The following is a 24,283-nucleotide window of genomic DNA, read 5'->3' on the forward strand; positions in this document are numbered from 1 at the left end:
TGGCCTTTCCTCAAGAACCGGCCTTGGGCGCGGCGCGTTTCGCCTCGTCCAGGGTATTGGCCACGGCCTGCACGGCCATGCCGTCGGCCAGTTTCAGCTGGCCCGAGGCGACCACGCGCTGCCCTTCGCGCAAGCCGTCGAGGATGGCCACGCGGCCCCCGGCCCGCTCGCCCAGTTTGACGCCCACGCGCTTGACGGTGAGCGGCTGTTTTCCTTCCTGCTGCGCCACAAACACCGTATCGCCATACGCGCTGTAGGTCACGGCCGTTTCCGGCACCGTCAGTTGTTGGCCAGCCTCGCGGGCCACGCGCACGTTCGCATACATGCCCGCTTTCAGCGCACCGCGGGGATTGCTCAATGCCGCCTGTACCTGCACCATGCGGGAGCGGGCGATCAGCGGGTCGATGGCGTTGATCTTCGCCGTGAAGATTTCATGCGGATAGGCGTCCACCAGCACTTGCACGGCCTGTCCCGGCGCCAGATTCGCGCTGCTCTGTTCATCGAGGGCGAAGTTCACCAGCAAGGCCTTCGTGTCGATCAGGCTGGCCACCGTGTCGGCCGCGTTCAGGTACTGGCCCGCGTGCACCTTGCGGATGCCCAGTTGCCCCGCGAACGGTGCGCGGATGGTCTTTTGCGCGATCAGCGCTTCCGTCTGGCGCACGTCGCCCAGGGCCGCATCGCGCGCGGCCAGCGCCGCATCGAGCTGCTCCTGCGTGGCGGCTTTTTCCCTGACCATCTGCGCCGCGCGGGCATGGCTGCTCTCCGCATTTTTCAGCTGTGCGCGCTGGCGCAGCAGCATTGCCTGTTCCTGGGCGTCATTGAGCTGCACGAGGATGGCGCCGGCCGCCACGCTCTGGCCAGATTCGAAACGGATCTGCGTGACGCGCCCGCCCGTTTCGGCCGCCACCTGCACCTGGCGCGCCGCTTCCAGTTCGCCCACGCCGGCAAAAAAGCGCTCCTGCGTGCCCAGCACGACGGGAACCAGCGCCACCTTCGTGGCGGGGTAGGCGGCGGCATCGGCCGCGTGCGAGTTGGCGCGCGGATACAGCGCGGCGCCCGCGACGGCCAGGGCGATGGCCAGCGCGGAAGCGCCGACGAGTTTCGTATTCATGATGAAGTCCTTTACTGCATTGAAAGGGAGAAAGAAGAAGAGGCGCAGCGGAGGCTGGTCAGGTCCGCTGCGCGTTGAAGAGGAAGAACAAACCCAGGGTCCACAGCAGCAGCACCAGGTGCGTCGTCTGCAAGCTTTCCTGGGCGATCCAGTAGCCGAACCACAGGCCGCCCAGGTGCATCAGCAGCAGGAAGGCGGCCATGGCGCACAGGGCCAGGTTCAGCCAGGGTAACGCTTGCGTCAGGGATGCGCCGAGCAACAGCGCCACGCCCGTCCAGGCGGCGATGGCGGCCAGCAGTTGCAGCGTCAGCACCGTCAACAGGCTCAGGCGGTGCAGGGTCAGCGAGGTGAGCGCGCGGCGCAGCAGCGGCGTCTGGATGGTCGGGTCCTGGCGCAGCGGGTCCATGCGCATGGTGTTGCCGATGGCCCAGACGGCGCCGTGAAAGGCGTGCAGGTTGTTGAGGGCGGCCAGGGTGAGCCAGAGGGCCAGGCCGATGGCGAGGATGGCGTGAAACAGCCAGATCGAGTGAGACAGTTGCATGGGAAAATCCTGTCAAAAGAGTACCTTGCCGGCATGCGGACGTGGAAACTCCTCGACAGCGTGGAGCTACCGGCCTATTATGCAAGCAATTAGTTGGTTAACTGGCCCCATGATAGTTGAGCGAAATGAATTACACAAGTAAACGTTTGGATAATCAAGAGGCGCCGCAAACGACGGAGCGCATCCTGTATTTCATCAAGACCAAGGGACCCGTCTCCACGGCAACCCTGGCCAAGACCCTGGACATGACGGGCGAGGCGGCGCGCCAGCAAGTGCAAAAGCTGGTGGCGGCGGGCCTCATCGAGGGGCGCCAGGAAGCGCAGGCGGGCGCCGGGCGCCCGCGCCAGAACTGGGTCTTGACGGAGGCGGGCAATGCGCGCTTTCCCGACACGCATGCGCAGCTGACGATCAAGCTGATCGGTTCCGTGCGCCAGCTGTTCGGCGAGGCGGGGCTGGATAAACTGATCACGCAGCGCGAAGAGGAAAGCCGCAGCGCGTATGCGCTGGCGTGCTCGGCGCCGGACTTGCCCACGCGGCTGCAGCAACTGGCGGCCGTGCGCGATGAAGAGGGTTATATGGCGCGCGTGGAAGCGGATGGCGACGACTGGCTGCTGATCGAAGACCACTGCCCCATCTGCGCCGCCGCGCGCACCTGCCAGGGTTTTTGCCGCTCCGAATTGCAGCTGTTCCAGGAAGTGGTGGGACCGAACGCCAGCATCGTGCGCGAGCAGCATGTGCTGACGAATGCGATGCGCTGCATCTACCGCATTTCGCCGCTGCCCGAGTTAAATTAAGCTTTCGGAAACAGGGGCCGCGTGGCCAGCGCCACCAGCCCCGCCAGCCACCACACGACGGGCCAGCTGCTGGCCGCCAGCAAGTGCGGGATGGCGATCGGCGTGAGGAACAGGCCCGCGTAGACGGCCGTGTTCGCCATGCCCAGGGCCGTGCCCGCGTTGGCGCCGCCCGCTTCCGTGGCCAGCTCCGTGTAGGCCACGCCATGCCAGGCGGACACGGCGATGCCGGCGGCCACCACGGCGGCCATCAGCAGCCAGCCCGGCGCCTGCAGCCAGGCGATGCATCCCAGCACAATGAACGACGCCAGCGCCACCAGGGCCGAGCCGCGCAGATAGGCGGGCCGGTTCGCGTGGCGGTCCGTGTGGCGTCCGCTCCAGATGCGCATCACCATGGCGCCCGCCTGCAGGGCCACCATCACGGCCGTGATGGCGGCCAGGCCCAGGCGGCCATGGTCGTGCAGGAAGACGGTGGCATAGCTGAGCACGGCAAACTGGGGCACGCACAGCAAGCCGATGGCGGCCACCATGCGCCACACTTTGCGGTTTTTGAGTGGACCTTGCAGCGGCGGAGGCGGCTTGATCCCAAACAGGCCCGTGGACGCGTTTTGCGGCTCCGTGGCGGCCTCGGCAGAGAAATCGGGCTCATGCATCCATCGCCACGTAAAAAACGCCGACAGGCCGCATACGAGGGCCAGGGCGCCAAACACGGGCATGAAGCCGTAACGTGACGCCAGGCTGGGCAGGACGAGGGCGCCGAGGCCGCCGCCGAGCGGCACGGCCGTCTGGCGGATGCTCATGGCGAAACCCCGTTCGCCCGCGCCGAACCAGCGCATCACGGCGCGCCCGCTGGCGCCATTCACGCTGCCGCCCAGCACGCCGACCAGCGCCAGCCCGGCCGCCAGCGCCCATAACGGCGGCACGGCGCCGTCAGCGGGTGTGATCCACAGCAGCAAGGTCAATAGGGCCAGCATGGTGCCCAGCAAGCCTGTCAGCAGCACGGGGCGGTCGCCCCAGCGGTCGGTGGCCATGCCCCATGGCAATTCTGTCAGGGCCACGCCCAGGCCCATGGCGCCCAGCGCCACCCCCAGTTGCGTATTGCTCAGGTGATAGCCGCTGCGCAGCCAGATGGCCGTCGTGGGCATGCCGTTGGCGGCGGCGGAAAAGCTGGCATTGGCCGCCACGCCGACGGCCAGCACCTTCCAGCGGTGGGCATCGCCCAGCGCGGGCGCGGTGGCGGGGACAGGAACAGGAACGGCTGGGCAGCTGGTGGTCATGGCAGGGAGGGGAAAGTGGTTGACCCTGACAGTGTTGCGCAGTACGATCGTTCTGAATATCAGATAATTTACCAGTTACCATCCCATAAAACAGGACGATTGTATTTGCGCCATGAGCTTGCTGAATTTTGACATCGCCTTCTTGCGCAGCTATGTGGCTGGCATCGAACTGGGCAGCTTTGCCCGCGCGGCCGACAAGGTGGGCCGCTCCACCTCCGCCGTCAGTGCGCAGCTGAAAAAACTCGAGGAGCAGGCGGGCATGCCCCTGTTCCGCAAGGATGGCCGGGGACTGGCGCTGACGCCGGCCGGCGAAGTGCTGCTCGGCTATGCACGCCGCCTGCTGGAAATGAACGACGAGGCGGCCGTCGCCTTGCGCGGCGCGGAACTGGAAGGCTGGATACGGCTCGGTTTGCAGGAGGATTTCGGCGAAGCCTTGCTGCCCGACGTGCTGGGGCGCTTTGCCCGCGCGCATCCGAAAGTGCGCATCGAGGCGCACGTGGCGCGCAACACGGCCTTGATGCAAGGGCTGGCCATGGGCCAGCTGGACCTGGCCCTGCTGTGGGGCGGCGCCTGCATCGCCGACGTGGCCGAATATCCGCTGCCGCAGCGCCAGCATATTGCCGAGCCGGCCATGCGCTGGATCGCCTCATCCAGCCTGGCCTGGCAGCCCGAATCGGGCGAGCCCTTGCCGCTCATTACCTTCGACCGCGACTGCCTGTTCCAGCGCTGCGCCACGCAGGCGCTGGACCATGCGGGCATCGCCTGGCGCACGGCGTTTACCAGTCCCAGCCTGGCGGGACTGTGGGCGGCGGCCGCGGCCGGGCTGGGCGTGACGGTGCGCACCAGCCTGGGCTTGCCGTCTTCCGTCTGCGCGCTCGACCACGTGGCGGCGGGCTTGCCCGCCCTGCCCCCGCTGTCGCTGGAACTGCTGCGCGCCTCCAGCGTGTCCAGGCCGCCCGTCGAGCGGCTGGCTGGCCTGATCATCGACGCGTTGCGGGACAGTCCCGCTTGATACTGGCGAGCGGGAACGGGCGCCGTGGGCTATCGGCATGCATCGGTCCCGGCGCGGGCCGCCGGCGCAGGTTTACCGTGGCCGCTCTCAGCTTGCTCGCCAATGGAAACAGATTCCATCTTGCATGATCTGCAAATCAGCTATGTTTCGCTGCACGCCGCTGTACGTGTCGAGTACGCAAAAATCGCATGACTGAATTTCCTGTTCCAATCGGTCTGCCTCGACGAAAAGCTGATCGTTGGCGGCTTGTTCCAGATTCTTGAACAAGGTCGCGTATGCGGCAAAGGCAGCCGTGGGAAGAAAAGTCCCGAGAACAAGCGCATTCTCGGACAAGACGACAATTTCTCCGAGGATCGTTCCAGAACGATCAGATAGTGTCAGGCTCATAGGGCGATGGACATTTTGGTGCTATCTCAGGTGCGTGATGCGGGGTTTGTCATGGTTCAGCGTTCAGCGCCATCGCTGCGCAGCCAGTATTCAACCACATGGGCGCAGCGCTTGCCATGCGATGCATCAAATGGCGCTTGCGGCAGCGCGCTGCGCGCGGGCGGATTCACGCTCCATCCTTGCGCGCAATCAACACCTGCACGGGCGCCATGGGGAAATCGCTGGCGCTGTATTGCTCCACTTGCCGCCAGCCCGTGTCGCGCAGCAATTGCGCCAATTCTCCCTGCTGGGTTACCGTGCGGCCCAGCATGCGCATCGGCAAGTAATACGGCAGCACGCGCGCCGCGTCGCCGGCTGCCGGGGCGATTTCCGCCTGCACGCAAACGAAGATGCCACCGGGTGTCAACGCCGCATGGATCTTGCGCAAGGCCGCCGCCATGTCGGGCACGAAGTGCAGCACGGACGAGCACCAGATGAGGTCGTAGCCGCTGCCGATATCGTCGCTGGCCAGGTCGCCGCCCACAGTCTCCAGGCGGTCAGACAGTTGCGCATGGGCGATGTTCGCGGCTGCCACGGCCACCGTTTCCGGCCAGTCGAAGACGCCGCCGTGCAAGCCCGCATGGGCTTGCGCCAGCGCAATGGCAACCCAGCCCGGTCCGCCGCCCAGGTCGAGCAGGCGCAGCGGCGTGTGGCCGTCTGCAAACGGGGCGATGCGCTGCATCACGGACAGGGCTGCGCGCATGGTGACGGCGCGTTGTTCCTGGCCAATCTGCTGCTGCGCGGCAATGGCCCAGTTGATGCCACTTGCCGTGCTGTAGGGCGCGGCCTTGCCGCCCTCGCGCACCAGCGTACTCAGCTGGGTGGCGAAATGGCGCAGCGCATGCAGCCGGTACAGCCAGGCGTCGCCGCAAAAGGCCTCGGAGTCGCGGCAGAAATACTGCAAGGTGGCGGCCGTGCAGCGGTAGCGCTGCGCATCAGCATCGGCCGCATCGCGTTCCAGCACTTGCATGCTCCAGAGTAATTCCAGCAGCAGCGCCGTGTGCGGCGCGTGCAGCGACAGGGCGTCGGCCAATTGCGCCGGCGTGTGCGGCGTGGCCAGCAGTTCGAAAATGCCCAGTTCCAGGGCGGCGGCCAGTCCGTCCGCCTGGACGGGCGCGACGGCCAGGTCCCAATACGGTTGCAAGGCGTGTTGTGTGGTGAATGGCATGGTGCTTCCTTTCGGTGAGGTGGGCAAGAGCACCTATTTTATGCAACAATGAGAATAGTTATCATTTGCATTTGTATGCGACACGGCGCATTTCGTATGCGCGACGGCGCGCGGAAAAACAGGGGGAGCGATGAGGGAACAGGACAGGGAAGCGGCAGGCTGGACGCGGCGCCAGCTGGACCCCGGGACGGGCGAGTGCCGCGCGGACCAGCGCCAGGTCGACCAGGGCTTGCTGCTCGTGCATTCCGATTACCGTCCGCGCCTTGCGCTCGTCGAGCAATCGAAGCATGACGATGCGGGCGGCATGGTGATCACCATCGGCCTGGAAGGCGTGTCCGGCTACACCACGCGCGATGGCGAACAATTGCGTTTCCGGGCTGGCCATACGACGGTGACGGCCTTTCGGCACGTCAGCGGCGAGCGCCGTTTCGAAGCGAATCAGCGGGCGGCGCAATTGCGCGTGCTGGTCGATGAAGACGCGCTGGCGCGCTACTGGCCGCAAGGCCTGGCGTCATTGTTACCCCACGGTGGCGCGCGCCAGCTGGCACATGCGGCCACCACGGCGGCGTCCGCCCAGCAGGCGCGGGCGCTGCTGCGCGCGACGGACCCGCTGGCCGTGCACATCGGCGTGCTCAGTGTCCTGGCGGAACAGTTGCGGGTGCTGCGGCCGGCGCCCGCGCCCGCTTCCATCCCGCGCTGGTCCGAGGCCGAGATGATCAAGCTGGAGCGCGTCCATGCGCTGATGCAGGAGCAGATGGCGCAAGACCTGACGCTCGATTACCTGTGCGCGCAAGCGGGCCTGAGCTTGTTCAAACTCAAGCAGGGATGGCGCTACCGCTACAACGACAGTCCGCAGCGTACCCTGCTGGCGTTGCGCATGCAGCGGGCAAAGTTACTGCTGGAAAATGGTTGCCAGGTGGCGCAGGCGGGCTGGCAAACCGGTTATCGCCATCCGTCCAATTTCAGCGCTGCGTTCAGCCGCTATTTCGGCTACGTGCCGAAGACCGTGGGACGCGCTGGCCCGTAAAAAGCCGGTGTAGAATCGGCGGGCAGCATTTTTCATCTCACTTGAAGGAGACATGATGGCCCGCAAAATATTTGTCAATCTGCCCGTCCAGTCGCTGGAACGCTCCGTGGCGTTTTTCACGGCGCTGGGCTTCAGTTTCAATGCCCATTTCACGGATGAAACGGCAACGTGCATGATCGTCGCCGACGACATTTTCGTGATGCTGTTGACGCACGACAAATTCAAGCAATTTACGCCCAAGCAGCTGTGCGATACCAAGGTGGCGACGGAAGTGCTCGTGTGCCTGTCGGCCGAGAGCCGCGGCGAAGTCGATGCGCTGGTGGCGAAGGCCGTCCAAGCGGGCGGCAGCATCTACAAGGAGCCGATGGATTACGGCTTCATGTATGGCCACAGTTTCCAGGACCTGGATGGACATCAATGGGAGTTGATGTTCATGGAGCCGAACGCCGTACCTGGAAACGCCTGACCAAACCTACTGCGCGTCGCGCTTTGCGGCCGGCGATGCTCACCGTACCAGATTACGGTTGCGCTTCTCGGCCACAAATCACTGCCGCTCGCTACGGTTTTGTCAGGCGTTGCAACAGCCAAGTCAAAACACTTGTTAAGCCCACGCCTTAGCTGGCCAGCGCCAGCAGATCGACCACGTCCAGGCCCGCCAGGTCTTGCGTCGTGTTGCCCGCAAACGCGGCGCGGCTCTGCTGGCCGTTTTTCAGCCAGGTGCGCGTGACTTCCTTGATCTGGCTCAGGGTGCAGGTCAATACGCCCGTGCGGAATTGCTGGCGCACGGCTTCCGTCGTGCCGCGCTGCTGCATGTTCCACGCCGTCAGCGCTTCCGCGTACGGCGAATGGGGCTTGTCGAGGCCCTTGATGACGCAGATGATGGCCTCTTCCACTTGTTCCTGCGAGAAATCGCCATCGAGGATTTGATCCAGGGTCGTGCCGAAGTCGGCGTACGTGCCGGCCAGGCGCGGATCGCGGTAGGAACTCAAGGTAAACGTGCCGGCGCCGGCCGCATAGCTGGCGCTGCCGCCATACGCGCCGCCTTTTTCGCGCAGGGCCGTATGCAGCACCTGGTTGGTCATCAGTTCGGCGGCGACGGCCAAGGCGGACGCGTCCGGATTGTGCACGCCAGGCACGGCCCAGGAAACGAAGCAATGGTTGATCTGGCTCGTCGCATGCAGGGCCGTGTTGGCCAGCGGCAAGGCTGCCGGCGCTGGCGTTTCAGTCGCTGCGGCGGCATCCGTGCTGGCTGCCGGCAATTCCAGCAAGCGGGCCAGGGTGATGCCATCCTGCTCCAGGCCGGCGCACAGCACGGTTGGCTGCTGGGCGATGATGTGCGCGTGCAGGGTGTCGAGCTCGCGCGCGATTTCCTGCAAGCCCTCGGAAGTCTTGCTCAGCTGCTGCAAACGGCGGTAGAACGGCAAGGCCGCCGGGCCGCCGACGATGTCGTCGAAGCGGCGCGTGGGCGACAGCGGTGCCGCCGCGGCCAGCATGGCGTAGCGGTTGCCCGATTCGGACAGGCTGCTCAATTTGTCTTGCACCAGGCTTTCGATCAGGAAAGCCAGGCGCTCTTCTTCATCGAAGCGGGGCTTGGCGATCCAGGCCGACAGCACGGCGGCGATGGCCGCGTGTTCTTCGCGCAAGCCGCTGGCCGAGAACGACAATTCCACGCGCATCGCCTGTTGCGGGCGGGGAATGGCTTCCAGGCCGATGTGGAACGATGGCACCATGCTCTGGCGCCAGGCGCTGGCGTCGTCGAACGACATGTCGCCCACGCCCAGTTCCGGCGCCAGGTCCGTGTACAGGCGCAGCCATGGCCACGACGCTTCCGGCAAGCCGGACACGTCGTACAGCACATTGGCATAGCTGATGCCGTTCGAGGCAATGCTGAAGGCCACGGCGCCGTCGACGGCCGGGGGAATCGGCAGTGCCGGGCGCGGCAGCGCGCTGACGTCGCCGGGGCGGATGCGCGGCAAGACTTCGGAATTCGACGGCAGCTGCTGATGCGCTTCCAGCGCGGCGGACTCGGCGATGATGTGCTCGCGCTCGGCGTCCGTCAGCTTCGCCTGCAGGGCCGCCAGCGTGGCGTTTTCCTGCGCGGCGCGGTCCGTGAAGTAGGCGCTGTCGGGCACCACGTGGGTGGTCAGACGGGTTGGATTGGCGATCAGCTCGCGCACCAGCTGCTTGAAGAATTCCGGGTCTTCGATCTGCTGTTCCAGGGTTTCCAGGATGTCCGCATTGTCGAAGGCATCCATGACGTTGCCGTCGTACATGGCCAGCGGCAAGGCGTGCAGCAGGCGGCCCAGGCCGTAAGGCATGCGGCCGCTGCTGATTTCGCGCTGGCTGTATTTGATATCGCGCAAGGCCGCGTGCAGCACGGCGGCGGGGATGCCCTCTTGCGCCGTCTCTTCCAGGGCCGTCCAGATGCGCTGGTGCGCGTCGGCGATCTGTTCCTGCGTCAAGCCTTCCATGCCGATGTGGAATACCATCTGGCGGATGCCCGCATCGCGGCCATTCATGTCCGACGGGCGGCCATAGCCGGCCGATTCCATGGCGCGCATGACGGGCGCCGACGATTCGCCCAGCAAGCCGTGCGACAGCAAATGCGCGTGGTAGTAGGCGATGGGATCGCTCGACTCGCCCATCAGCCAGGCGAATTGCAGGCCGAATTCATCGTCGCGCGCTTCCTGCGATGGAATTTTCACGACGTTTTCCTGCGGCGCCGTCCACGCGGGCGCCAGTTGCGGCAGGCGGCGCGGGCTGAAGCCGCTGAGCTTGGACAGCACGCGTTCGGCCACCTGCTCTTGTACGGCCGACGCTTCGATATTGCCGGCGGTCATGATCACGGCTTGCGAAGGGTGATAGTGGCTGGCGTGGAATTCTTTCAGCATTTCATGCGTCAGTTCGGGGATCACCAGCGGATCGCCGCCCGATTCCACTTCATACGTCGTGCCCTTGAGCAAGGCGCTGGCGATGCCGCTGTCGAGCGCGCGCATGGGGCTGTTGAAGGCGCCCTTCATTTCATTGAAGACGATGCCCTGGTACACCAGCTTGTCGCCTTCGAACGCGTGGCGCCAACCTTCCTGGCGGAAATTCAGATAATCGAGATTCGGGAAGAAGGCCGCGTCCAGATATACGTCGAGCAAGTTGAAGAAATCCTTGCGGTCGGTGCTGGCGAACGGGTACACGGTGCGGTCCGGGTAGGTCATCGCATTCATGAAGGTGGCCGTCGAGCGGCGCAGCATCGAAAAGAAGGGGTCGCGCACCGGGTAGCGGGCCGAGCCGCACAAGGCCAGGTGCTCGAGGATGTGGGCGCGCCCGTCGCTTACTTCCGGCACAGTGGGAAAGGCCACCAGGAACACCATCTCAGCCTGCTCGGTATGCATGTGGATATGGCGCATGCCCGTTGCTGGCTCGACATATTGCTCGATGGTTGCCTGCAAGACTGGAATGAAGTTGCTGCTGACTTTTTCAAATGTGCTCATGCGGTATGGGATCTCTGCGGTAGGTGATTCGGAGTGTCGGTGGGGCTGCATCACATGTGGGGGCAAAGTGGCGTAATGCCAGGGCCGGGGCCACTTTGATGCCTGTATGAAGCTTTTCCCTATTGTACTAGGAGTATCTGCGCGCCGCCGCCGTGGCTTGCTTGCCGATCGCAAAAGCAACAACATTGTCATATAGACTATTTTTTGACAGGTGGCGCCCCGCGATGAACGCTTAGCGTACCATGCGCCTTTTGCACTCCAGACTGAACCGAAGGCGCCCACCTTGTCCCGACTTTCCTTTCGCCAACTGCTATTTGCCGCCTTCATTTTGACGACGGGCATTTTGACGGCCACCTCCGTGCAAGCCCTGCTGACCCTGGAACACCTGGCGCGGCTGGGGCGCGAGACGGCGGCGCAGGCGATTGCCCTGACGGAACAGTCGCAGCGCCTGTCCGAGCGCACGCTGGCCATGGAGCGCAGCGCGCGCCAATTCCTCGTGCTCGACGATCCCGTCTTCCGCGAGCGCTACGCGGCGGCCCGCGACGAAGCGACGGCGGCGCTGCAAGTGCTGAACCGGGCCACGCCCGAGTTCGCCCCGCAGCTGGCCGATGAATGGACGGTGCAGGCGCAAGCGGCGTGGGAAGTCTTGCAAGCGGGTAAGCGCCGCAAGCGCGATGGCCACGCCGTCGTGTACCGCGCGTTTGCCCGCATGACGCAGATCAATGACAGCCTGGCGCGCGAAAGCAAGACGGAAATCGGCAGCCGCAACGACGCCCTGCTGGCCGAGCTGGAACGCCAGCGCCGCCTGCTGGGCGTGCTGGTGGGCGGCGCCGTGCTGCTGGCGGCCGTGCTGGCCACCTGCTTCGGCTTTCTGTTGTCGCGCCCGTTGCGCCGCATCGAGACGGCCATCGAGCGCCTGGGCGACAAGCGCTACGACCAGCCCATCGTCGTCGGCGGCCCGGCCGACACGCGCCGCCTGGGCCAGCAGCTCGACTGGCTGCGCCAGCGCCTGGCCGATCTCGATGCCGACAAGGAACGTTTTCTGCGCCACATCTCGCATGAGCTGAAAACCCCGCTGGCGGCCCTGCGCGAAGGCGTGGCCTTGCTGGAAGACGAGGTGGCGGGCAAGCTCAGCGACGGCCAGCGGGAAATCGCCGGCATCCTGCAGCAAAACACGGCGTCCCTGCAAACCCAGATCGAAGACTTGCTGCGCTACAATACCGCCGCTTTTGATGCCCAGCATTTGGCGCGCAGCAAGGTGGACTTGCTGGTCTTGCTGCAAGATGTGGTGGCCGGGCAGCGCTTGCAATGGCTGGCGCGCCGTTTGACGGTCGAGGTGCAGGGCGCGTCGCTGATCGTGCAGGCCGACCGCGACAAGCTGGCCACGGCCCTGGCGAACCTGCTGTCGAATGCCGTGCGCTTCAGCCCGGAAGGCGGCACTGTGCGTTTCACCCTGTCTGGCGAAGGCGGCCGCGTGCGCATCGATTGCACCGACGAGGGCGCCGGCGTGGCGCCCGAGGACGCCGCGCGCATCTTCGAGCCGTTTTACCAGGGCGTGCGCCAGGCGGCCGGCGCGCGCAACGGCAATGGCATCGGCCTGTCCATCGTGCGCGAATATATCGCCGCCCACGATGGCAGCGTCACTCTTTTACCGCGCCCCGCCGGTGCGCATTTTCGGATAGAACTGCCCTTATGATGACGAGAATTCCCCTGGCCGGCATGGCCGCCTGCGCGCTGCTGCTGGGCGCTTGCGCCGCCAAGCCCCCCACCCAGACGCCCGTGCTGGTGCAGACGCCGCCGCGCGTGGTGGTGGTGGCCGATCCCCAACTGGCGGAACTGCTGGCGTATCAGGGCGCCTTGCGCCTGATGACGCCGTCGGAACTGGTGAAGGCGCAGCTGGACCTGGCGAAGGCCGATCACGCGCCGCACAACACGCTGCGCCGCGCCATGCTGCAGGCGGCCTTGCGCGGTCCCGGCGACCTGGCCCGCGCGCAAGCCTTGCTGGAACCGCTGGCCACGGCCACGGGCAAGGACGCGCAACTGCTGGCGCCGCTGGCGCAATTGCTGGGCAGCCAGTATGCGGAACTGCGCCGCCAGGACGAGGGCATCGACAAGCTCAACACGCAGCTGCGCGACGCCCAGCGCCGCATTGACCAGCTCAATGAAAAGCTCGAAGCGCTGAAAAACATCGAGCGCAGCCTGTCCGTGCGCCCCGCCGCGGGAGCGCCGAAATGAGCGAGCACGCCCACATCTTGCTGGTCGACGACGATCCCGACCTGTTGCGCCTGCTGACCATCCGCTTGAAGGCGGGCAACTATCGCGTGACGGCCGTGGGCAGCGCGGAAGCGGCACTGGCGCGCCTGGCAGTGGAATTGCCCGCCCTGGTTATTACCGACGTGCAATTGCCGGGCCGCGACGGCCTGGCCCTGTTCGATGAAATCCGCCGCCAGCATGCGGCCCTGCCCGTCATTTTGCTGACGGCCCACGGCACCATTCCCGACGCCGTCGACGCGACGGCGCGCGGCGCGTTTGCCTACCTGACGAAACCGTTCGACGGCAAGCTGCTGATGGAAAAAGTGGCGTATGCCATCAACTTGTCCACCGTCATGCCGACGCCCGCGTCCGGCGACGAGAGCTGGCGTGCCGAGCTGATCAGCCGCAGCGCGCAGATGGCCGAGCTGCTGGCCGAAGCCAAGCTGGTGGCCGGGTCCGACGCCAGCATCCTGATCCGCGGCCCCAGCGGCACGGGCAAGGAATTGCTGGCGCGCGCGCTGCACAACGCCAGCCGCCGCGCCAAGGCGCCGTTCATCGCCGTCAACTGCGGCGCCATTCCCGAGCAGCTGCTGGAATCGGAACTGTTCGGTCACGTCAAAGGCTCGTTTACGGGCGCCGTCGGCAACCGCGAAGGCTTGTTCCAGGCGGCCGATGGCGGCACCCTGTTCCTGGATGAGATCGGCGACATGCCCTTGCCGCTGCAGGTGAAACTGTTGCGCGTGCTGCAGGAGCGGGCCGTGCGCCCCGTGGGCGCCGACCAGACGCGTCCGGTGGACGTGCGATTGTTGTCCGCCACGCACCGCAACCTGGACGTGGCGATGGCCGAGGGGCAATTCCGCGAAGACCTGTATTACCGGCTTAATGTCGTGACCTTGACCCTGCCGCCGCTGGCCGAGCGCCGCGAAGACATTTCTCTGCTGGCGAACCATTTCCTGCAGAAGCTGGCGGCCAAGTATGAGAAACCCCTGAACGGCTTTGCGCCCGACGCCTTGACGGCCCTGGTGGCGGCGCCATGGCCCGGCAATGTGCGCCAGCTGGTCAATGTCGTCGAGCAAGTGTGCGCGCTGGCCACGGCGCCGCTGGTGCCCTTGAGCCTGGTGCAGCGGGCCTTGCGCGTGCCCTCGCTGGAAGCGCTCAGCTACAACGAAGCGAAGCAGCGCTTCGAGCGCGACTACCTGATACAACTGTTGCGCCTGACGGATGGCAACGTGGCCGACGCGGCCCGCCTGGCCGACCGCAACCGCACGGAGTTCTACCGTTTATTGCAGAAATACGAGCTGACGCCGGCCCTGTTCCGCGGCGAAGGCGACCCTGTCGCTGAATAGCGACAAAAATAAAGTATTAATAATCAATGACTTATTGTAAAACATTGATATTGTTGCCACAGGCTGTCGCTGGCAGACGACAAAAAGCCCGGATTTTCGGCCCGGAACGCCGCGAAACGGGCAGGAAAAATCGAGTCTAAAGCTAAGTCGTTGATTTTGAAAGGAAATTAAAAGCTGGCACGGTGCTTGCTGTATGGGTAGATGTGACGCTTCAAAGTGTTGCTTTATCCAAGTAAGAAGCTTTTAACTTCATTGAGAGGAACTACCATGCAAACATCGAAACTGTTCAATACCCTGGTTGCCGCTATCGTACTGTCGGGCGCCTCGATCACCGCTTCGCATGCCGCTGACTCCGCACCAAAAGCACAAGCTCCTGCTGACACCGTCGTGGCCGCCAATGCCGCCGCAGCCGTCCCTGATGAAACCATCACTTCCTCGGCCAAGGCCGCCCTGAGCGCTGATGCGCAAGCCGCTGCCCTGCCCGTCAAGGTGGCAACCCAGCAAGGTGTGGTCGTCCTGTCGGGCGACGTGCCGAGCGCCGAAGCGGGCGACCGCGTCGTGCAGATCGTCGCTTCCGTGAGCGGCGTGAAAGAAATCAAGAACGAGCTGAAAGTCAAAGCCGCCGGCTAAGCCCTCGCGCTGTACTTTACTCCGGGTTGCCCTGTCTGCGGACAGGGCATTTTTTTGTCCGCACGGTTTGACCCGGCCAGCCATGCCGATGCCGCCAGGCAAGGAGCAGGGAAATACAAGTAGAATAGCCAGCACTGGCGCCGCTCCCGGCGCTGTTTGTCATCCCCGGCACAGCATTCTGTTGCAAGGCTGCGCCGTTACCAGGCTACCGCATGTCTTCTTTTTCTCCCGCTGCCCTGTTGCGCAATCTGAAACCCGATAACTTCACCATCGCCCTGCTCGTCACCGTGGCGCTGGCCACTTTCCTGCCCTGCACGGGCCAGACGGCCGTGGTCTTCGGCAATATCACCACCGTCGCCATCGGCGCCCTGTTCTTCCTGCACGGCGCCAAGCTGTCGCGCGAAGCCGTGGTGGCCGGCGCCATGCACTGGCGCCTGCACTTGCTGGTGCTGGCCAGCACCTTTGTCCTGTTTCCTCTGCTGGGCCTGGCACTGCGCCCGCTGGCGCTGACCTTCCTCACGCCCGACCTGTACATGGGCATCTTGTTCCTGTGCGCCTTGCCGTCCACCGTGCAGTCCTCCATTGCCATGACCGCCATGGCGCGCGGCAACGTGCCGGCCGCCATCTGCAGCGCTTCGGCCTCGAACTTCATCGGCATTTTCCTCGCCCCCATCCTGGTGGGCTTGCTGGTGGCCAAGGGCGCGGAAAGCAAGTCCTCGGTGGACGCCGTGCTGTCCATCGTCATGCAACTGCTGCTGCCCTTCCTGGCCGGCCAGTTCCTGCGCCGCTGGATCGGCCGCTGGGTCGACCGCCACAAGGCCACCCTGAAATACGTCGACCAGGGTTCGATCTTGCTGGTGGTCTACACGGCCTTCAGCGAAGCCGTCAGCGAAGGCCTGTGGCATACGATTTCGGTGGAAACGCTGGTGGCCCTGGGCTTGATCAGCCTGCTGCTGCTGGCGCTGGTGCTGGGTATTTCGACCTTTGTCAGCCGCCGCCTGGGTTTCAACAAGGAAGATGAAATCGCCATCGTCTTTTGCGCCTCGAAGAAGAGCCTGGCCAGCGGCGTGCCCATGGCCAAGGTGCTGTTTTCCACGCGTTCGCTGGGCATGGTGATCTTGCCGCTGATGCTGTTCCACCAGATTCAGCTGATGATTTGCGCCGTGATCGCGCAAAAGTATGCGCGGCGCGACGAGGCGGCGGCGGTGCGCGTCTAGGGGATGGACGGGGCCTTGCTGCGCACCGGCCACGTCAGCGCGTCAAGCAAGGTGCCCGGCGCCTTGCCCGTGTCCAGCCCCGTCGGGGGATATTCTCCCGCGCGGGGAATATGGTGGGTGCCGAACAGCCAGTCGAAGACGGGGAACAGCCCCGCGAAATTGCAGTTGAAATGCTCGGCTTGCACCGAGTGATGAACGCGATGGTACTGCGGTGAATTGCACAGCATCCAGTAACGGCCAAAGCCGACCCGGACATTCATGTGCGGGAAAACATGATACAAGCTCAGTATCCCGTACATTCCCAGAATCACCATATTGGTCTTGAATAAGATCCCCGCCAGCAGATAGATACTGAGTGCCTTGATGCCCGCTTCGGCCCAATAGTGCCGCGTCGTTGTGCTGGCATTCATGGCCGTATCGCTGTGATGGAAGGAATGCATGGCCCACATGGCGGGTACGCGGTGTTGCGCGCGATGAAAGACGTATTCCAGAAAATCCATGGTCAGGGCATACGCGATGAAGGCCGGCGCCAGCATCCAGCCTGAAGAGGCTAGATTGATGAGCCCGCCGCCGGCCGCATTGACAAGCTGTACCGTGACGATGGCCGTGAGCGGGGCCAGCATGGCGCCGCTGGCGGTATAGATGAGCATATACGCAAGATTGAAGCGCGACGCCCCGGAAGGCTGTTGCTGCAGGGGATGCCGTCTCTCGATGAGCAATGCCAGAAGAATGACCGCCAGGAGCATCAGGGGGCCAAGCAGTAGCGCTGCGTATCCCATCGTTTACCCCTGGAAAGTAGTGGATAGTTGTCTCTTGTTAAAAATAGTCCGCCCATTCCCGTCTGTCAATGCCATTGGCATTGCCTTGACCCATGCAATGGCAGAACGCTATATATAAGTGTATATTACGCTCCTTGTTCACCGTTCACTTTACAAGGATACGATCATGCGCCTCACCTTCCTCGCCCGCCTGCTTGGCACCGCCCTGCTGGCCACCGCCGCCACCTCCGCCCTTGCCGGTGAAGTGGTGGTGTCGGCCGCGGCCAGCCTGACGAATGCGTTCAAGGATGCGGCGCAGAGCTACGAGGCGCAGTATCCGGGCAGCAAGGTGTCCCTGAACTTCGCCGCCTCGGGCGTGCTGCTGCAACAGATCGTCAAGGGCGCGCCCGTGGACGTGTTTGCCTCGGCCGACCAGGAAACCATGGATGCGGCGCAAAAGCAGGGCTTCGTCCTGCCGGCCGACCGCATGGATTTCGTCGGCAACAGCCTGGTGCTGATCGTGCCGCACGATAGCAAGCTGGGCATCAAGAACTTGAGCGACCTGACGCACAAGAGCGTGACCCGCGTGGCCATCGCCAATCCGGCCAGCGTGCCCGTCGGCCGTTACTCCGAAGGCGCGCTGAAGAAGGCGAAGCTGTGGGATGCCGTGCAGCCCAAGGCCATCGGCACGCAGAACGTGCGCCAGTCGCTCGACTACGTGGCGCGCGGCGAAGTCGATGCGGGCTTTGTCTATGCCACCGACGCGGCCATCATGAAAGACAAGGTGAACGTGGTGCTGGACGTGCCATTGGACGCGCCCGTGCTGTACCCGATCGCCGCCATCAAGGACAGCGCTAACCAGGCTGAAGCGAAGCGCTTCGTCAGCTACCTGCAGACGGCGCCGGCGCAAGCCATCCTCGCCAAGTACGGTTTCAAGAAGCCATAAGGTAAACGAACGCGCATGGATATCGCCTGGACCGCGCTGGCCCTGTCGCTCAAGGTAGCGGCGTGGGCCACGGCGCTCAATTTGCTGCTCGGCATCGGTACGGGCTATGTGCTGGCGCGCACGCGTTTTCCCGGGCGCGAGCTGCTCGACGCCCTCATGACCCTGCCGATGGTGATGCCGCCCACCGTGCTCGGCTATTACCTGCTGGTGCTGCTGGGCCGGCGCGGCACGATGGGTATCTGGCTGCAGGATAACTTCGGCATTAACCTCATCTTTACGTGGCAGGGCGCCGTGATCGCCTCCACGGTGGTCGCCTTTCCCCTCGTCTTCAAGCCCGCGCGCGCCGCCTTCGAAGCGGTCGACGGCCAGCTGGAGCAGGCGGCCCGCGTGCTGGGCATCTCGGAAATGGCGATCTTTTTCCGCGTGACCTTGCCGCTGGCCTGGCGCGGCATCCTCGCCGGCGTGCTGCTGGGCTTTGTGCGCGCGCTGGGCGAGTTCGGCGCCACCCTGATGGTGGCCGGCAGCATCCCCGGCAAGACGCAGACCCTGTCGGTGGCCGTGTTTGAAGCCGTGCAGGCGGGCCAGGATGAGGTGGCCAATACGCTGGTGCTGATTATCTCCCTGGTCTGCATCGTGGTGCTGCTGTCGGCGGGCCGTCTGGCGCCCGGACGCATCGCGCACAAATGACGCAGATGATGACGCCTATGCAACTCGACCTCGACCTCCGCGCCACCTTGCGCTCCGGCAAACGCCGCTTCGACCTGCAGGTGCAATGCACCTCCAGCAGCCAGCGCATCGCCATGTATGGCCCGTCCGGTGCCGGCAAGAGCATGACCCTGAAAGCCATTGCCGGCCTCTTCACGCCGGAGGCGGGCCATATCCGCCTGAACGGGCGCACCCTGTTCGATTCCGCCGCCGGCATCAATTTGCCGCCGCAGCAGCGCAATGTCGCCTATCTGTTCCAGGATTACGCGCTGTTCCCGCACCTGACGGTGCGCCAGAACGTGGGCTTTGGCCTGCGCCGCGGCTGGTTCAATCCGCGCGCGCGCGAAAAATTGCAGAAGGTCGAGCATTGGCTCGACGCCTTCCACCTGCAGGAACTGGCGCACCAGTTTCCCGACGAGTTGTCCGGTGGCCAGCGCCAAAGGGTGGCGCTGGCGAGGGCACTCGTGGCCGAGCCGGCCGCGCTGCTGCTCGACGAGCCGTTTGCCGCCCTCGATCCGGCCCTGCGTGTCAAAATGCGCCTGGAGTTGAGCCAGTGGCAGCAGCGCCTGGACGTGCCCATGATCCTGATCACACATGATCCGGAAGATGCGCGCATTCTGGGTGAACATGTGCTTTACTTGCGTGACGGAAAAATTGACAGCATGGAAGAGACATTGGGTGAACGCATTGGATAAATCAGCGGCAGCGGAAATCGGCCTGCAAGGCTCGGTATGGATGACGGTGGGCGGAGAAAACCTGGGCGGCGCCGGCCGGGTAGAATTGCTGGGCGCCATCGCCGAATGCGGCTCCATCACGCAGGCGGCCAAGCTTGTGAAGATGAGCTACAAGGCGGCCTGGGATGCCATCGACGCGATGAACAACCTGGCTGGCGAACCGCTGGTCGAGCGCTTGACAGGCGGCAAGGGCGGCGGCGGCACGCGGCTGACGCCACGGGGGCGCCAGCTGGTCGACAATTTCCGTATCATCGAGCGCGAGCATGCCCGCTACCTGCGCCAGCTGGGCAGCCAGGCGGAAGGCATCGCCGACGATCTTTTACTCATACGGAGAATGGCCATGAAAACCACGGCACGCAATCAATTCCTGGGCAAGGTGACCGAACTGAAACAGGGCGCCGTCAACGATGAAGTCACCCTGGAATTGCCCGGTGGCCAGCACATCGTGGCCATCGTCACGCAGGGCAGCAGCGCGAGCCTGGGCCTGGTGCCGGGCGTGGAAGCGTTTGCGCTGATCAAGGCGTCATCCATCATCCTCGTGACGGACAGCCAGGGCGCGCGTTTTTCCGCGCGCAACCAGCTGGCCGGAGTCGTGACGCGCGTGCAGACGGGCGCCGTCAACACGGAAGTGGTGCTGGACTTGCCGCGCGGCGGCACGATTGCCGCCATCATCACCAACCAGAGCAGCACCGACCTGGGCATCGAACTCGGCAGCAACGTGACGGCCATCTTCAAGGCGTCCAGCGTGATTCTGGGCGTGCCCGCCTGATTTAATCCTGCAGGCGCGACAACCAATCCGCCGCCGCCGCCAGCGCCTGTTCCAGTTCCTGCGCCGTGCGCGCCAGCAGCGCCGGCACCTCGTCCAGGCGGCCCGCATCGATGGCTTCCTCGGTGGCGAACGCGGCGCGGATCAGGCGTTTCGTGCCCAGGGTGCCGACGGAGCCGCGCACGCTGTGCAGGATGCGTGCCACGTCGCTGTGGCGGCCCGCCTGCAACGCCGTTTCGGCCTCGCGCACGGGCGTCATGCCCTTGTTCAGCGCGTCTTCCACCATGCGCCGCAGCACGCCGCGCCCCTTCGCATCGCGTCCCATCACGCGCATCAGCGGCGCCATGGAAAACACTTCCTCATCGGCGACGCGTGCCGGCTCGGCCGTCTGCACTTGCGGGCGCTTGGGCAGGTGGCGCAGGATGACTTCCATCATTTCTTCCACCACCACGGGCTTGGCGATGAAATCGCTGATGCCGGCCGTCATGCAGCGCTCGCGCTCGGACGCCAGCACGCCGGCCGTCATGGCGATCACGGGCAGGTGCAAGCGCAGTTCCGTGCGGATGATGTGGGTGGCGCTGAAGCCGTCCATGACGGGCATCTGCATGTCCATCAGCACGATGTCGTAGCGCAGCGCTTCCGTGCGCAGCCGTTCCACGGCTTGCAAGCCGTCGCCCACCACGTCCAGGGTGGCGCCCATGTGTTCGAGGATGCCGCGCGCCACGGCCTGGTTCAAATGATTGTCTTCCACCAGCAGGAAATGCACGCCGGCCAGTTCCGTGCCCAGCGGCTGGTGCAGCATGCGTTGCTCGCCGCCGTCGTCCTTGGCGATCAGCGCCTGGTGCAGGGCGTCGAACAGGCTCGATCCCGTGATCGGCTTCATCAGCACGACGTCGGCCTCGGCCGCGCTGGAGATTTCTTCCAGGTGGTTGCGGGCGAAGGCGTTGACCATCACCACGATGGGCTGGCGCTGGCCGCTGGCCGCCTGGCGGATGGCCTTGGCCGTGGCCAGGCCATCCATGACGGGCATGTGCCAGTCGGCCAGCACCACGTCGTACGGTTGCTGCTGCGCCAGGCGTTCGCGGTACAGTTCGATGGCGGCAAAACCGGAGTCCACTTCGTCGGCCAGCCAGCCCCACGCCTCGATCAGCTTGACGATCAGTTCGCGCGTGGTGCGGTTGTCGTCGGCCACCAGCAGGCGCAGCTGGCCCAGCGCCGGCGTGCGCCGCGTTTCTGCCGGCTGCGCCAGCATCTCGAAGGGCACGCTGAACCAGAAGCGGCTGCCCTTGCCTTCGCTGCTGGCGACGGCGATGTCGCCGCCCATCATGTGGATCAGCTGCTTGCTGATGGCCAAGCCCAGGCCCGTGCCGCCGAAGCGCCGCGTGATGCTCTGGTCGCCCTGGGAAAACGCGGCAAACAGCTGCTGTTGCTGCAGTTCCGTCATGCCGATGCCCGTGTCGCGCACTTCGAAGCGCAGCCAGGCGCGGCCGCTCTCGCTCTCGGCCAGGCTGACGGCCACCACCACTTCGCCGCTCTCCGTGAACTTGATGGCGTTGCCGGCCAGGTTGACGAGGATTTGCTGCAGGCGCTGGGCGTCGCCCACGAGGCGCCGCGGCACGTCGGGCTCGACGGCGATGGCCAGTTCCAGCTCCTTTTCGCCCGCATTCATCGTCATCGTCGTGGCCAGGGTATTCATGACTTCATCGAGGTCGAATTCGACGGGCGACAATTCCATGCGCCGCGCCTCGATCTTCGAATAGTCGAGCACGTCGTTGAGGATGCCCAGCAGCGACTGGCCCGCTACTCTGACCATGGTCAGATACTTGCGTTGTTCCGTGTCGAGCCTGGTATTGCCCAGCAAATACACCATGCCCAGCACGGCATTGAGGGGCGTGCGGATTTCATGGCTCATGTTGGCCACGAAATCGCTCTTCGCGCGGTTGGCCGCCTCGGCCCGGTCGCGTTCCTGTTCCAGCTCCGCCGCGCGCGATTCGAGCTCCTGCTGCAGGCGGTCGCGTTCGCTCATCAGGCCGTTGAACGCTTCCGTCAGTTCGCCGATCTCGTCGCGCTGCTGCACCGGCACGGGCGTGAAGCGGCTGCCGCTGGTGCGCAGGGCTTGCAGGGTGTCGCGCAGGCGCACCAGCGGCGACAGCAGGCGCACGGTGACCCAGCCCAGCACAAAGGCGGCCAGCAGCGAGGCGAGGATGCTCCACAGCACCAATCGGTACAGCACGCCATCGAACGGTTCGAAGGCATCCTCGACGGGGAGCGAGGCGGCCAGCAGCCAGTTCACGGATTTCAGGCGCTTGAAGCTGTTGACGGCCGTGATGCCGCGGCTGTTGGTGCTGACCATGCTGCCTTCGCCATCTTCCTTCAGCAGCTGGGTCGTCGTCAGGTTGGCGTTCGGCTTGCGCGGTTGCAGCAAGCGGCTGGTATCGGGGTGCAGCACGTAGCGCGGCACGGCGCCGCGCGTGAGGATGAAGTAATAGCCGTTCTTGCCGATCTTTTCCGAGCGCAGGCGGCCCAGCAGGTTGTCCTTGTACAGGCGCAGCACGCCGATCACCACGCCGGCCACCTGGCCATCGGCGGCCAGCACGGGCGCCACCATCTGCACGATGGGCATGCCGCTCGACTTGCCCAGCATCGGTTCGGTGATCATGGGCTGGCGCGTGCGCAGGACGGTCTGGAAATACTCGCGCTCGGCGACGTTGATGCCGGCGCGCCCCGCCACTTCCGGCATGTCGGCCACGACGGCGCCATGCGCGTCGAGCACCAGCACGTCATCGAACAGCACCAGCATCGAGCGGCGCGAATAGTATTCGCGCAATTGGGCGGGCCGGGCGATCAATTCCGGCGGCTGCTGTCGGGCCGTCAGGGTGACGATCTGCAGCAGCATGCCCAGCTTGTCGTCGAGTTCGGCGGCGGTGCGGGTGATCAGGGACGATTGCTGGCTCAGCAGTACTCGGGTGAAGTCGTCGCGCATGTGCTGCACCTGGATCATGGTGACCAGCGCGATCATGGCGATCGAGGTCAGGCTGGTGGCCAGCGCGACTTTTGCTTTAATGCCGAGAGGCTTCATGATTTCCTTTTCAGTACCGGGCGGCACAGGCGGCAGATAATGCTGTCAGGAATTTTCCTATCAATGCCCCAGCTTGGCAAGCGCCGCCGCGCAAATTGCCCGCCCCGTACGGGCTTTTGACGATGTTGCCATATAATTAAAGGCTGGACGTCGTTTATTCGCCGAATTTACGGTGAAATTGGCATACGGCAACCCTGTATGCGGCTGTATGCAGTAAACTTGTTGTTGCATTTTCTAAAAGGTACCGACATGACTGAAGCGCTACTCACTCCAACCTTGCCCACCGTGAACGTGGAGGCGTTGCGTGCGCGATGCTCGACCTGCAGCATGCATCAATTGTGCCTGCCGATGGGCCTCGATGTGGGCGACATGGACAGGCTGGATCAGATCATCGGCCGCCGCCGCAAGATTGTGCGCGGCGCCTCGCTGTTCCGCATCGGCGACTCGTTCCAGAACCTGTATGCGATCCGCCTGGGGCATTTCAAGACGTACCAGATCAATCCGGGCGGCGAAGAGCAGGTGACGGGCTTCCAGATGGCGGGCGAACTGCTGGGCATGGACGCCATCAGCGCCGACCGCCACCACTGTAATGCGGTGGCGCTGGAAGACAGCGAAGTGTGTGAAATCCCGTTTTCCAGCCTGGAACAATTGCTGGGCAATATGCCGACCCTGCTGCGCCATTTCCACCGCATGATGAGCCAGGAAATCACGCGCGAGCAAAGCGTCATGCTGTTGCTGGGCAATATGCAGGCGACGCAGCGCTTTGCCGCCTTCATCGTCAACCTGGCGTCGCGCTATGAAGCGCGCGGCTATTCGGGCAGCAATTTCCAGCTGCGCATGTCGCGCGAGGAAATCGGCAACTACCTGGGCCTGACCATCGAGAGCGTCAGCCGCCTGCTGTCGAAGTTCAAGAAGGAAGGCTGGCTGCGCGTCTCGAACCGGGAAATTGAAATCCTGCAGCCGGCCAAGTTAAAAGCCATTACGGCCGGCACGGACGTCTGCAAGTAAGAC

At 64.5% G+C, this 24,283-nt stretch carries 22 protein-coding genes; 14 read left to right on the forward strand and 8 right to left on the reverse strand.

All coding sequences use genetic code 11. The annotated features are described in order from the left end of the window. Positions 1 to 10: 10 nt before the first annotated feature. Positions 11 to 1,111: an efflux RND transporter periplasmic adaptor subunit gene (locus tag NCG91_RS10555; RefSeq protein ID WP_251349630.1), complete on the reverse strand. Its 1,101-nt coding sequence runs from the start codon at positions 1,109 to 1,111 to the stop codon at positions 11 to 13. A 58-nt stretch (positions 1,112 to 1,169) separates the two neighbouring features. Then, complete coding sequence (locus tag NCG91_RS10560; RefSeq protein WP_251349633.1) at positions 1,170 to 1,652, reverse strand: DUF2165 family protein; 483 nt, start codon at positions 1,650 to 1,652, stop codon at positions 1,170 to 1,172. A 125-nt stretch (positions 1,653 to 1,777) separates the two neighbouring features. Here NCG91_RS10560 and NCG91_RS10565 point away from each other — a divergent pair, with 125 nt between their 5' ends. Then, positions 1,778 to 2,446 carry a helix-turn-helix transcriptional regulator gene (locus NCG91_RS10565; RefSeq protein WP_251349638.1) on the forward strand — a complete coding sequence of 223 codons (669 nt, stop codon included), beginning with the start codon at positions 1,778 to 1,780 and terminating at the stop codon, positions 2,444 to 2,446. On the opposite strand, the gene NCG91_RS10570 is transcribed toward NCG91_RS10565, so the two are convergent. After that, positions 2,443 to 3,720 (reverse strand): MFS transporter, encoded by a 1,278-nt coding sequence (locus NCG91_RS10570; RefSeq protein ID WP_251349639.1) that lies wholly within the window; start codon positions 3,718 to 3,720, stop codon positions 2,443 to 2,445. The genes NCG91_RS10565 and NCG91_RS10570 overlap by 4 nt on opposite strands. Positions 3,721 to 3,832: 112 nt before the next feature. Here NCG91_RS10570 and NCG91_RS10575 point away from each other — a divergent pair, with 112 nt between their 5' ends. Next, positions 3,833 to 4,732, forward strand: coding sequence for a LysR substrate-binding domain-containing protein (locus NCG91_RS10575; protein ID WP_251349640.1), 900 nt, complete (start codon positions 3,833 to 3,835; stop codon positions 4,730 to 4,732). Positions 4,733 to 4,819: 87 nt separating this feature from the next. On the opposite strand, the gene NCG91_RS10580 is transcribed toward NCG91_RS10575, so the two are convergent. Both NCG91_RS10580 and NCG91_RS10585 read right to left on the reverse strand, forming a co-directional pair. After that, positions 4,820 to 5,119, reverse strand: coding sequence for a hypothetical protein (locus NCG91_RS10580; protein ID WP_099665989.1), 300 nt, complete (start codon positions 5,117 to 5,119; stop codon positions 4,820 to 4,822). Between the two features lie 166 nt (positions 5,120 to 5,285). After that, a complete protein-coding gene (locus tag NCG91_RS10585) occupies positions 5,286 to 6,326 on the reverse strand; it encodes a class I SAM-dependent methyltransferase (protein WP_251349641.1) in 1,041 nt (346 codons plus the stop codon). A gap of 130 nt (positions 6,327 to 6,456) precedes the next feature. Here NCG91_RS10585 and NCG91_RS10590 point away from each other — a divergent pair, with 130 nt between their 5' ends. Together NCG91_RS10590 and NCG91_RS10595 are read left to right on the forward strand one after the other, a co-directional pair. Next, complete coding sequence (locus NCG91_RS10590; RefSeq protein ID WP_251349642.1) at positions 6,457 to 7,353, forward strand: helix-turn-helix transcriptional regulator; 897 nt, start codon at positions 6,457 to 6,459, stop codon at positions 7,351 to 7,353. Between the two features lie 55 nt (positions 7,354 to 7,408). Further along, positions 7,409 to 7,819, forward strand: a complete 411-nt coding sequence (locus NCG91_RS10595; RefSeq protein ID WP_251349645.1) for a VOC family protein — start codon at positions 7,409 to 7,411, stop codon at positions 7,817 to 7,819. Between the two features lie 148 nt (positions 7,820 to 7,967). Here the strand turns inward: NCG91_RS10595 and NCG91_RS10600 are convergent, their stop codons facing one another. Beyond that, positions 7,968 to 10,838: an insulinase family protein gene (locus NCG91_RS10600; protein WP_251349646.1), complete on the reverse strand. Its 2,871-nt coding sequence runs from the start codon at positions 10,836 to 10,838 to the stop codon at positions 7,968 to 7,970. A 283-nt stretch (positions 10,839 to 11,121) separates the two neighbouring features. Between NCG91_RS10600 and NCG91_RS10605 the strand changes: the two genes are divergently transcribed. From NCG91_RS10605 to NCG91_RS10625, 5 genes are all read left to right on the forward strand, one after another. Continuing rightward, positions 11,122 to 12,534 (forward strand): HAMP domain-containing sensor histidine kinase, encoded by a 1,413-nt coding sequence (locus NCG91_RS10605; protein ID WP_251349647.1) that lies wholly within the window; start codon positions 11,122 to 11,124, stop codon positions 12,532 to 12,534. Continuing rightward, on the forward strand, positions 12,531 to 13,073 hold the full coding sequence (locus tag NCG91_RS10610) for a hypothetical protein (protein ID WP_251349649.1): 543 nt from the start codon (positions 12,531 to 12,533) through the stop codon (positions 13,071 to 13,073). Before NCG91_RS10605 ends, NCG91_RS10610 begins: the two co-directional genes overlap by 4 nt. Continuing rightward, a complete protein-coding gene (locus NCG91_RS10615; RefSeq protein ID WP_251349650.1) occupies positions 13,070 to 14,437 on the forward strand; it encodes a sigma 54-interacting transcriptional regulator in 1,368 nt (455 codons plus the stop codon). The genes NCG91_RS10610 and NCG91_RS10615 overlap by 4 nt, the downstream gene beginning before the upstream one ends. Before the next feature lie 267 nt (positions 14,438 to 14,704). Continuing rightward, the gene (locus NCG91_RS10620; RefSeq protein WP_034752546.1) at positions 14,705 to 15,067 is read left to right on the forward strand and encodes a BON domain-containing protein; all 363 of its coding nucleotides are present in this window, start codon (positions 14,705 to 14,707) and stop codon (positions 15,065 to 15,067) included. 212 nt (positions 15,068 to 15,279) lie between these two features. Further along, positions 15,280 to 16,284 (forward strand): bile acid:sodium symporter family protein, encoded by a 1,005-nt coding sequence (locus NCG91_RS10625; protein ID WP_251349651.1) that lies wholly within the window; start codon positions 15,280 to 15,282, stop codon positions 16,282 to 16,284. Here the strand turns inward: NCG91_RS10625 and NCG91_RS10630 are convergent. Continuing rightward, on the reverse strand, positions 16,281 to 17,063 hold the full coding sequence (locus tag NCG91_RS10630; protein WP_251349652.1) for a sterol desaturase family protein: 783 nt from the start codon (positions 17,061 to 17,063) through the stop codon (positions 16,281 to 16,283). The two genes, NCG91_RS10625 and NCG91_RS10630, sit on opposite strands and share 4 nt — an antisense overlap. Positions 17,064 to 17,229: 166 nt before the next feature. On the opposite strand from NCG91_RS10630, the gene modA reads away from it, so the two are divergent. Genes modA through NCG91_RS10650 form a run of 4 tightly spaced genes read left to right on the forward strand, consistent with a single transcriptional unit; the run spans position 17,230 to position 20,196 of the window. Then, on the forward strand, positions 17,230 to 17,988 hold the full coding sequence (gene modA, locus NCG91_RS10635; protein ID WP_251349653.1) for a molybdate ABC transporter substrate-binding protein: 759 nt from the start codon (positions 17,230 to 17,232) through the stop codon (positions 17,986 to 17,988). A gap of 15 nt (positions 17,989 to 18,003) precedes the next feature. Next, positions 18,004 to 18,675: a molybdate ABC transporter permease subunit gene (gene modB, locus NCG91_RS10640; RefSeq protein ID WP_099665998.1), complete on the forward strand. Its 672-nt coding sequence runs from the start codon at positions 18,004 to 18,006 to the stop codon at positions 18,673 to 18,675. Positions 18,676 to 18,692: 17 nt separating this feature from the next. After that, on the forward strand, positions 18,693 to 19,388 hold the full coding sequence (locus tag NCG91_RS10645) for a sulfate/molybdate ABC transporter ATP-binding protein (protein ID WP_251349720.1): 696 nt from the start codon (positions 18,693 to 18,695) through the stop codon (positions 19,386 to 19,388). Positions 19,389 to 19,428: 40 nt separating this feature from the next. Beyond that, entirely contained in the window at positions 19,429 to 20,196 is a 768-nt protein-coding gene (locus tag NCG91_RS10650; protein WP_251349721.1) for a TOBE domain-containing protein, read from the forward strand. 1 nt (position 20,197) lies between these two features. Here the strand turns inward: NCG91_RS10650 and NCG91_RS10655 are convergent, their stop codons facing one another. Continuing rightward, positions 20,198 to 23,272 (reverse strand): response regulator, encoded by a 3,075-nt coding sequence (locus tag NCG91_RS10655; protein ID WP_251349654.1) that lies wholly within the window; start codon positions 23,270 to 23,272, stop codon positions 20,198 to 20,200. A 249-nt stretch (positions 23,273 to 23,521) separates the two neighbouring features. Between NCG91_RS10655 and fnr the strand changes: the two genes are divergently transcribed. Further along, positions 23,522 to 24,280: a fumarate/nitrate reduction transcriptional regulator Fnr gene (gene fnr, locus NCG91_RS10660; protein WP_034782711.1), complete on the forward strand. Its 759-nt coding sequence runs from the start codon at positions 23,522 to 23,524 to the stop codon at positions 24,278 to 24,280. Positions 24,281 to 24,283 lie beyond the last annotated feature (3 nt).

The organism is Janthinobacterium kumbetense, assembly GCF_023703445.1.
GTDB lineage: Bacteria > Pseudomonadota > Gammaproteobacteria > Burkholderiales > Burkholderiaceae_D > Janthinobacterium > Janthinobacterium kumbetense.

Coding starts and splice junctions, on each gene's coding strand:
- NCG91_RS10555 (WP_251349630.1), bottom strand. CDS start 1,111: ATGAATACGAAACTCGTCGGCGCTTCCGCGCTGGCCATCGCCCTGGCC.
- NCG91_RS10560 (WP_251349633.1), bottom strand. CDS start 1,652: ATGCAACTGTCTCACTCGATCTGGCTGTTTCACGCCATCCTCGCCATC.
- NCG91_RS10565 (WP_251349638.1), top strand. CDS start 1,778: ATGAATTACACAAGTAAACGTTTGGATAATCAAGAGGCGCCGCAAACG.
- NCG91_RS10570 (WP_251349639.1), bottom strand. CDS start 3,720: ATGACCACCAGCTGCCCAGCCGTTCCTGTTCCTGTCCCCGCCACCGCG.
- NCG91_RS10575 (WP_251349640.1), top strand. CDS start 3,833: ATGAGCTTGCTGAATTTTGACATCGCCTTCTTGCGCAGCTATGTGGCT.
- NCG91_RS10580 (WP_099665989.1), bottom strand. CDS start 5,119: ATGAGCCTGACACTATCTGATCGTTCTGGAACGATCCTCGGAGAAATT.
- NCG91_RS10585 (WP_251349641.1), bottom strand. CDS start 6,326: ATGCCATTCACCACACAACACGCCTTGCAACCGTATTGGGACCTGGCC.
- NCG91_RS10590 (WP_251349642.1), top strand. CDS start 6,457: ATGAGGGAACAGGACAGGGAAGCGGCAGGCTGGACGCGGCGCCAGCTG.
- NCG91_RS10595 (WP_251349645.1), top strand. CDS start 7,409: ATGGCCCGCAAAATATTTGTCAATCTGCCCGTCCAGTCGCTGGAACGC.
- NCG91_RS10600 (WP_251349646.1), bottom strand. CDS start 10,838: ATGAGCACATTTGAAAAAGTCAGCAGCAACTTCATTCCAGTCTTGCAG.
- NCG91_RS10610 (WP_251349649.1), top strand. CDS start 12,531: ATGATGACGAGAATTCCCCTGGCCGGCATGGCCGCCTGCGCGCTGCTG.
- NCG91_RS10615 (WP_251349650.1), top strand. CDS start 13,070: ATGAGCGAGCACGCCCACATCTTGCTGGTCGACGACGATCCCGACCTG.
- NCG91_RS10620 (WP_034752546.1), top strand. CDS start 14,705: ATGCAAACATCGAAACTGTTCAATACCCTGGTTGCCGCTATCGTACTG.
- NCG91_RS10625 (WP_251349651.1), top strand. CDS start 15,280: ATGTCTTCTTTTTCTCCCGCTGCCCTGTTGCGCAATCTGAAACCCGAT.
- NCG91_RS10630 (WP_251349652.1), bottom strand. CDS start 17,063: ATGGGATACGCAGCGCTACTGCTTGGCCCCCTGATGCTCCTGGCGGTC.
- modA (WP_251349653.1), top strand. CDS start 17,230: ATGCGCCTCACCTTCCTCGCCCGCCTGCTTGGCACCGCCCTGCTGGCC.
- modB (WP_099665998.1), top strand. CDS start 18,004: ATGGATATCGCCTGGACCGCGCTGGCCCTGTCGCTCAAGGTAGCGGCG.
- NCG91_RS10645 (WP_251349720.1), top strand. CDS start 18,693: ATGCAACTCGACCTCGACCTCCGCGCCACCTTGCGCTCCGGCAAACGC.
- NCG91_RS10650 (WP_251349721.1), top strand. CDS start 19,429: ATGACGGTGGGCGGAGAAAACCTGGGCGGCGCCGGCCGGGTAGAATTG.
- NCG91_RS10655 (WP_251349654.1), bottom strand. CDS start 23,272: ATGAAGCCTCTCGGCATTAAAGCAAAAGTCGCGCTGGCCACCAGCCTG.
- fnr (WP_034782711.1), top strand. CDS start 23,522: ATGACTGAAGCGCTACTCACTCCAACCTTGCCCACCGTGAACGTGGAG.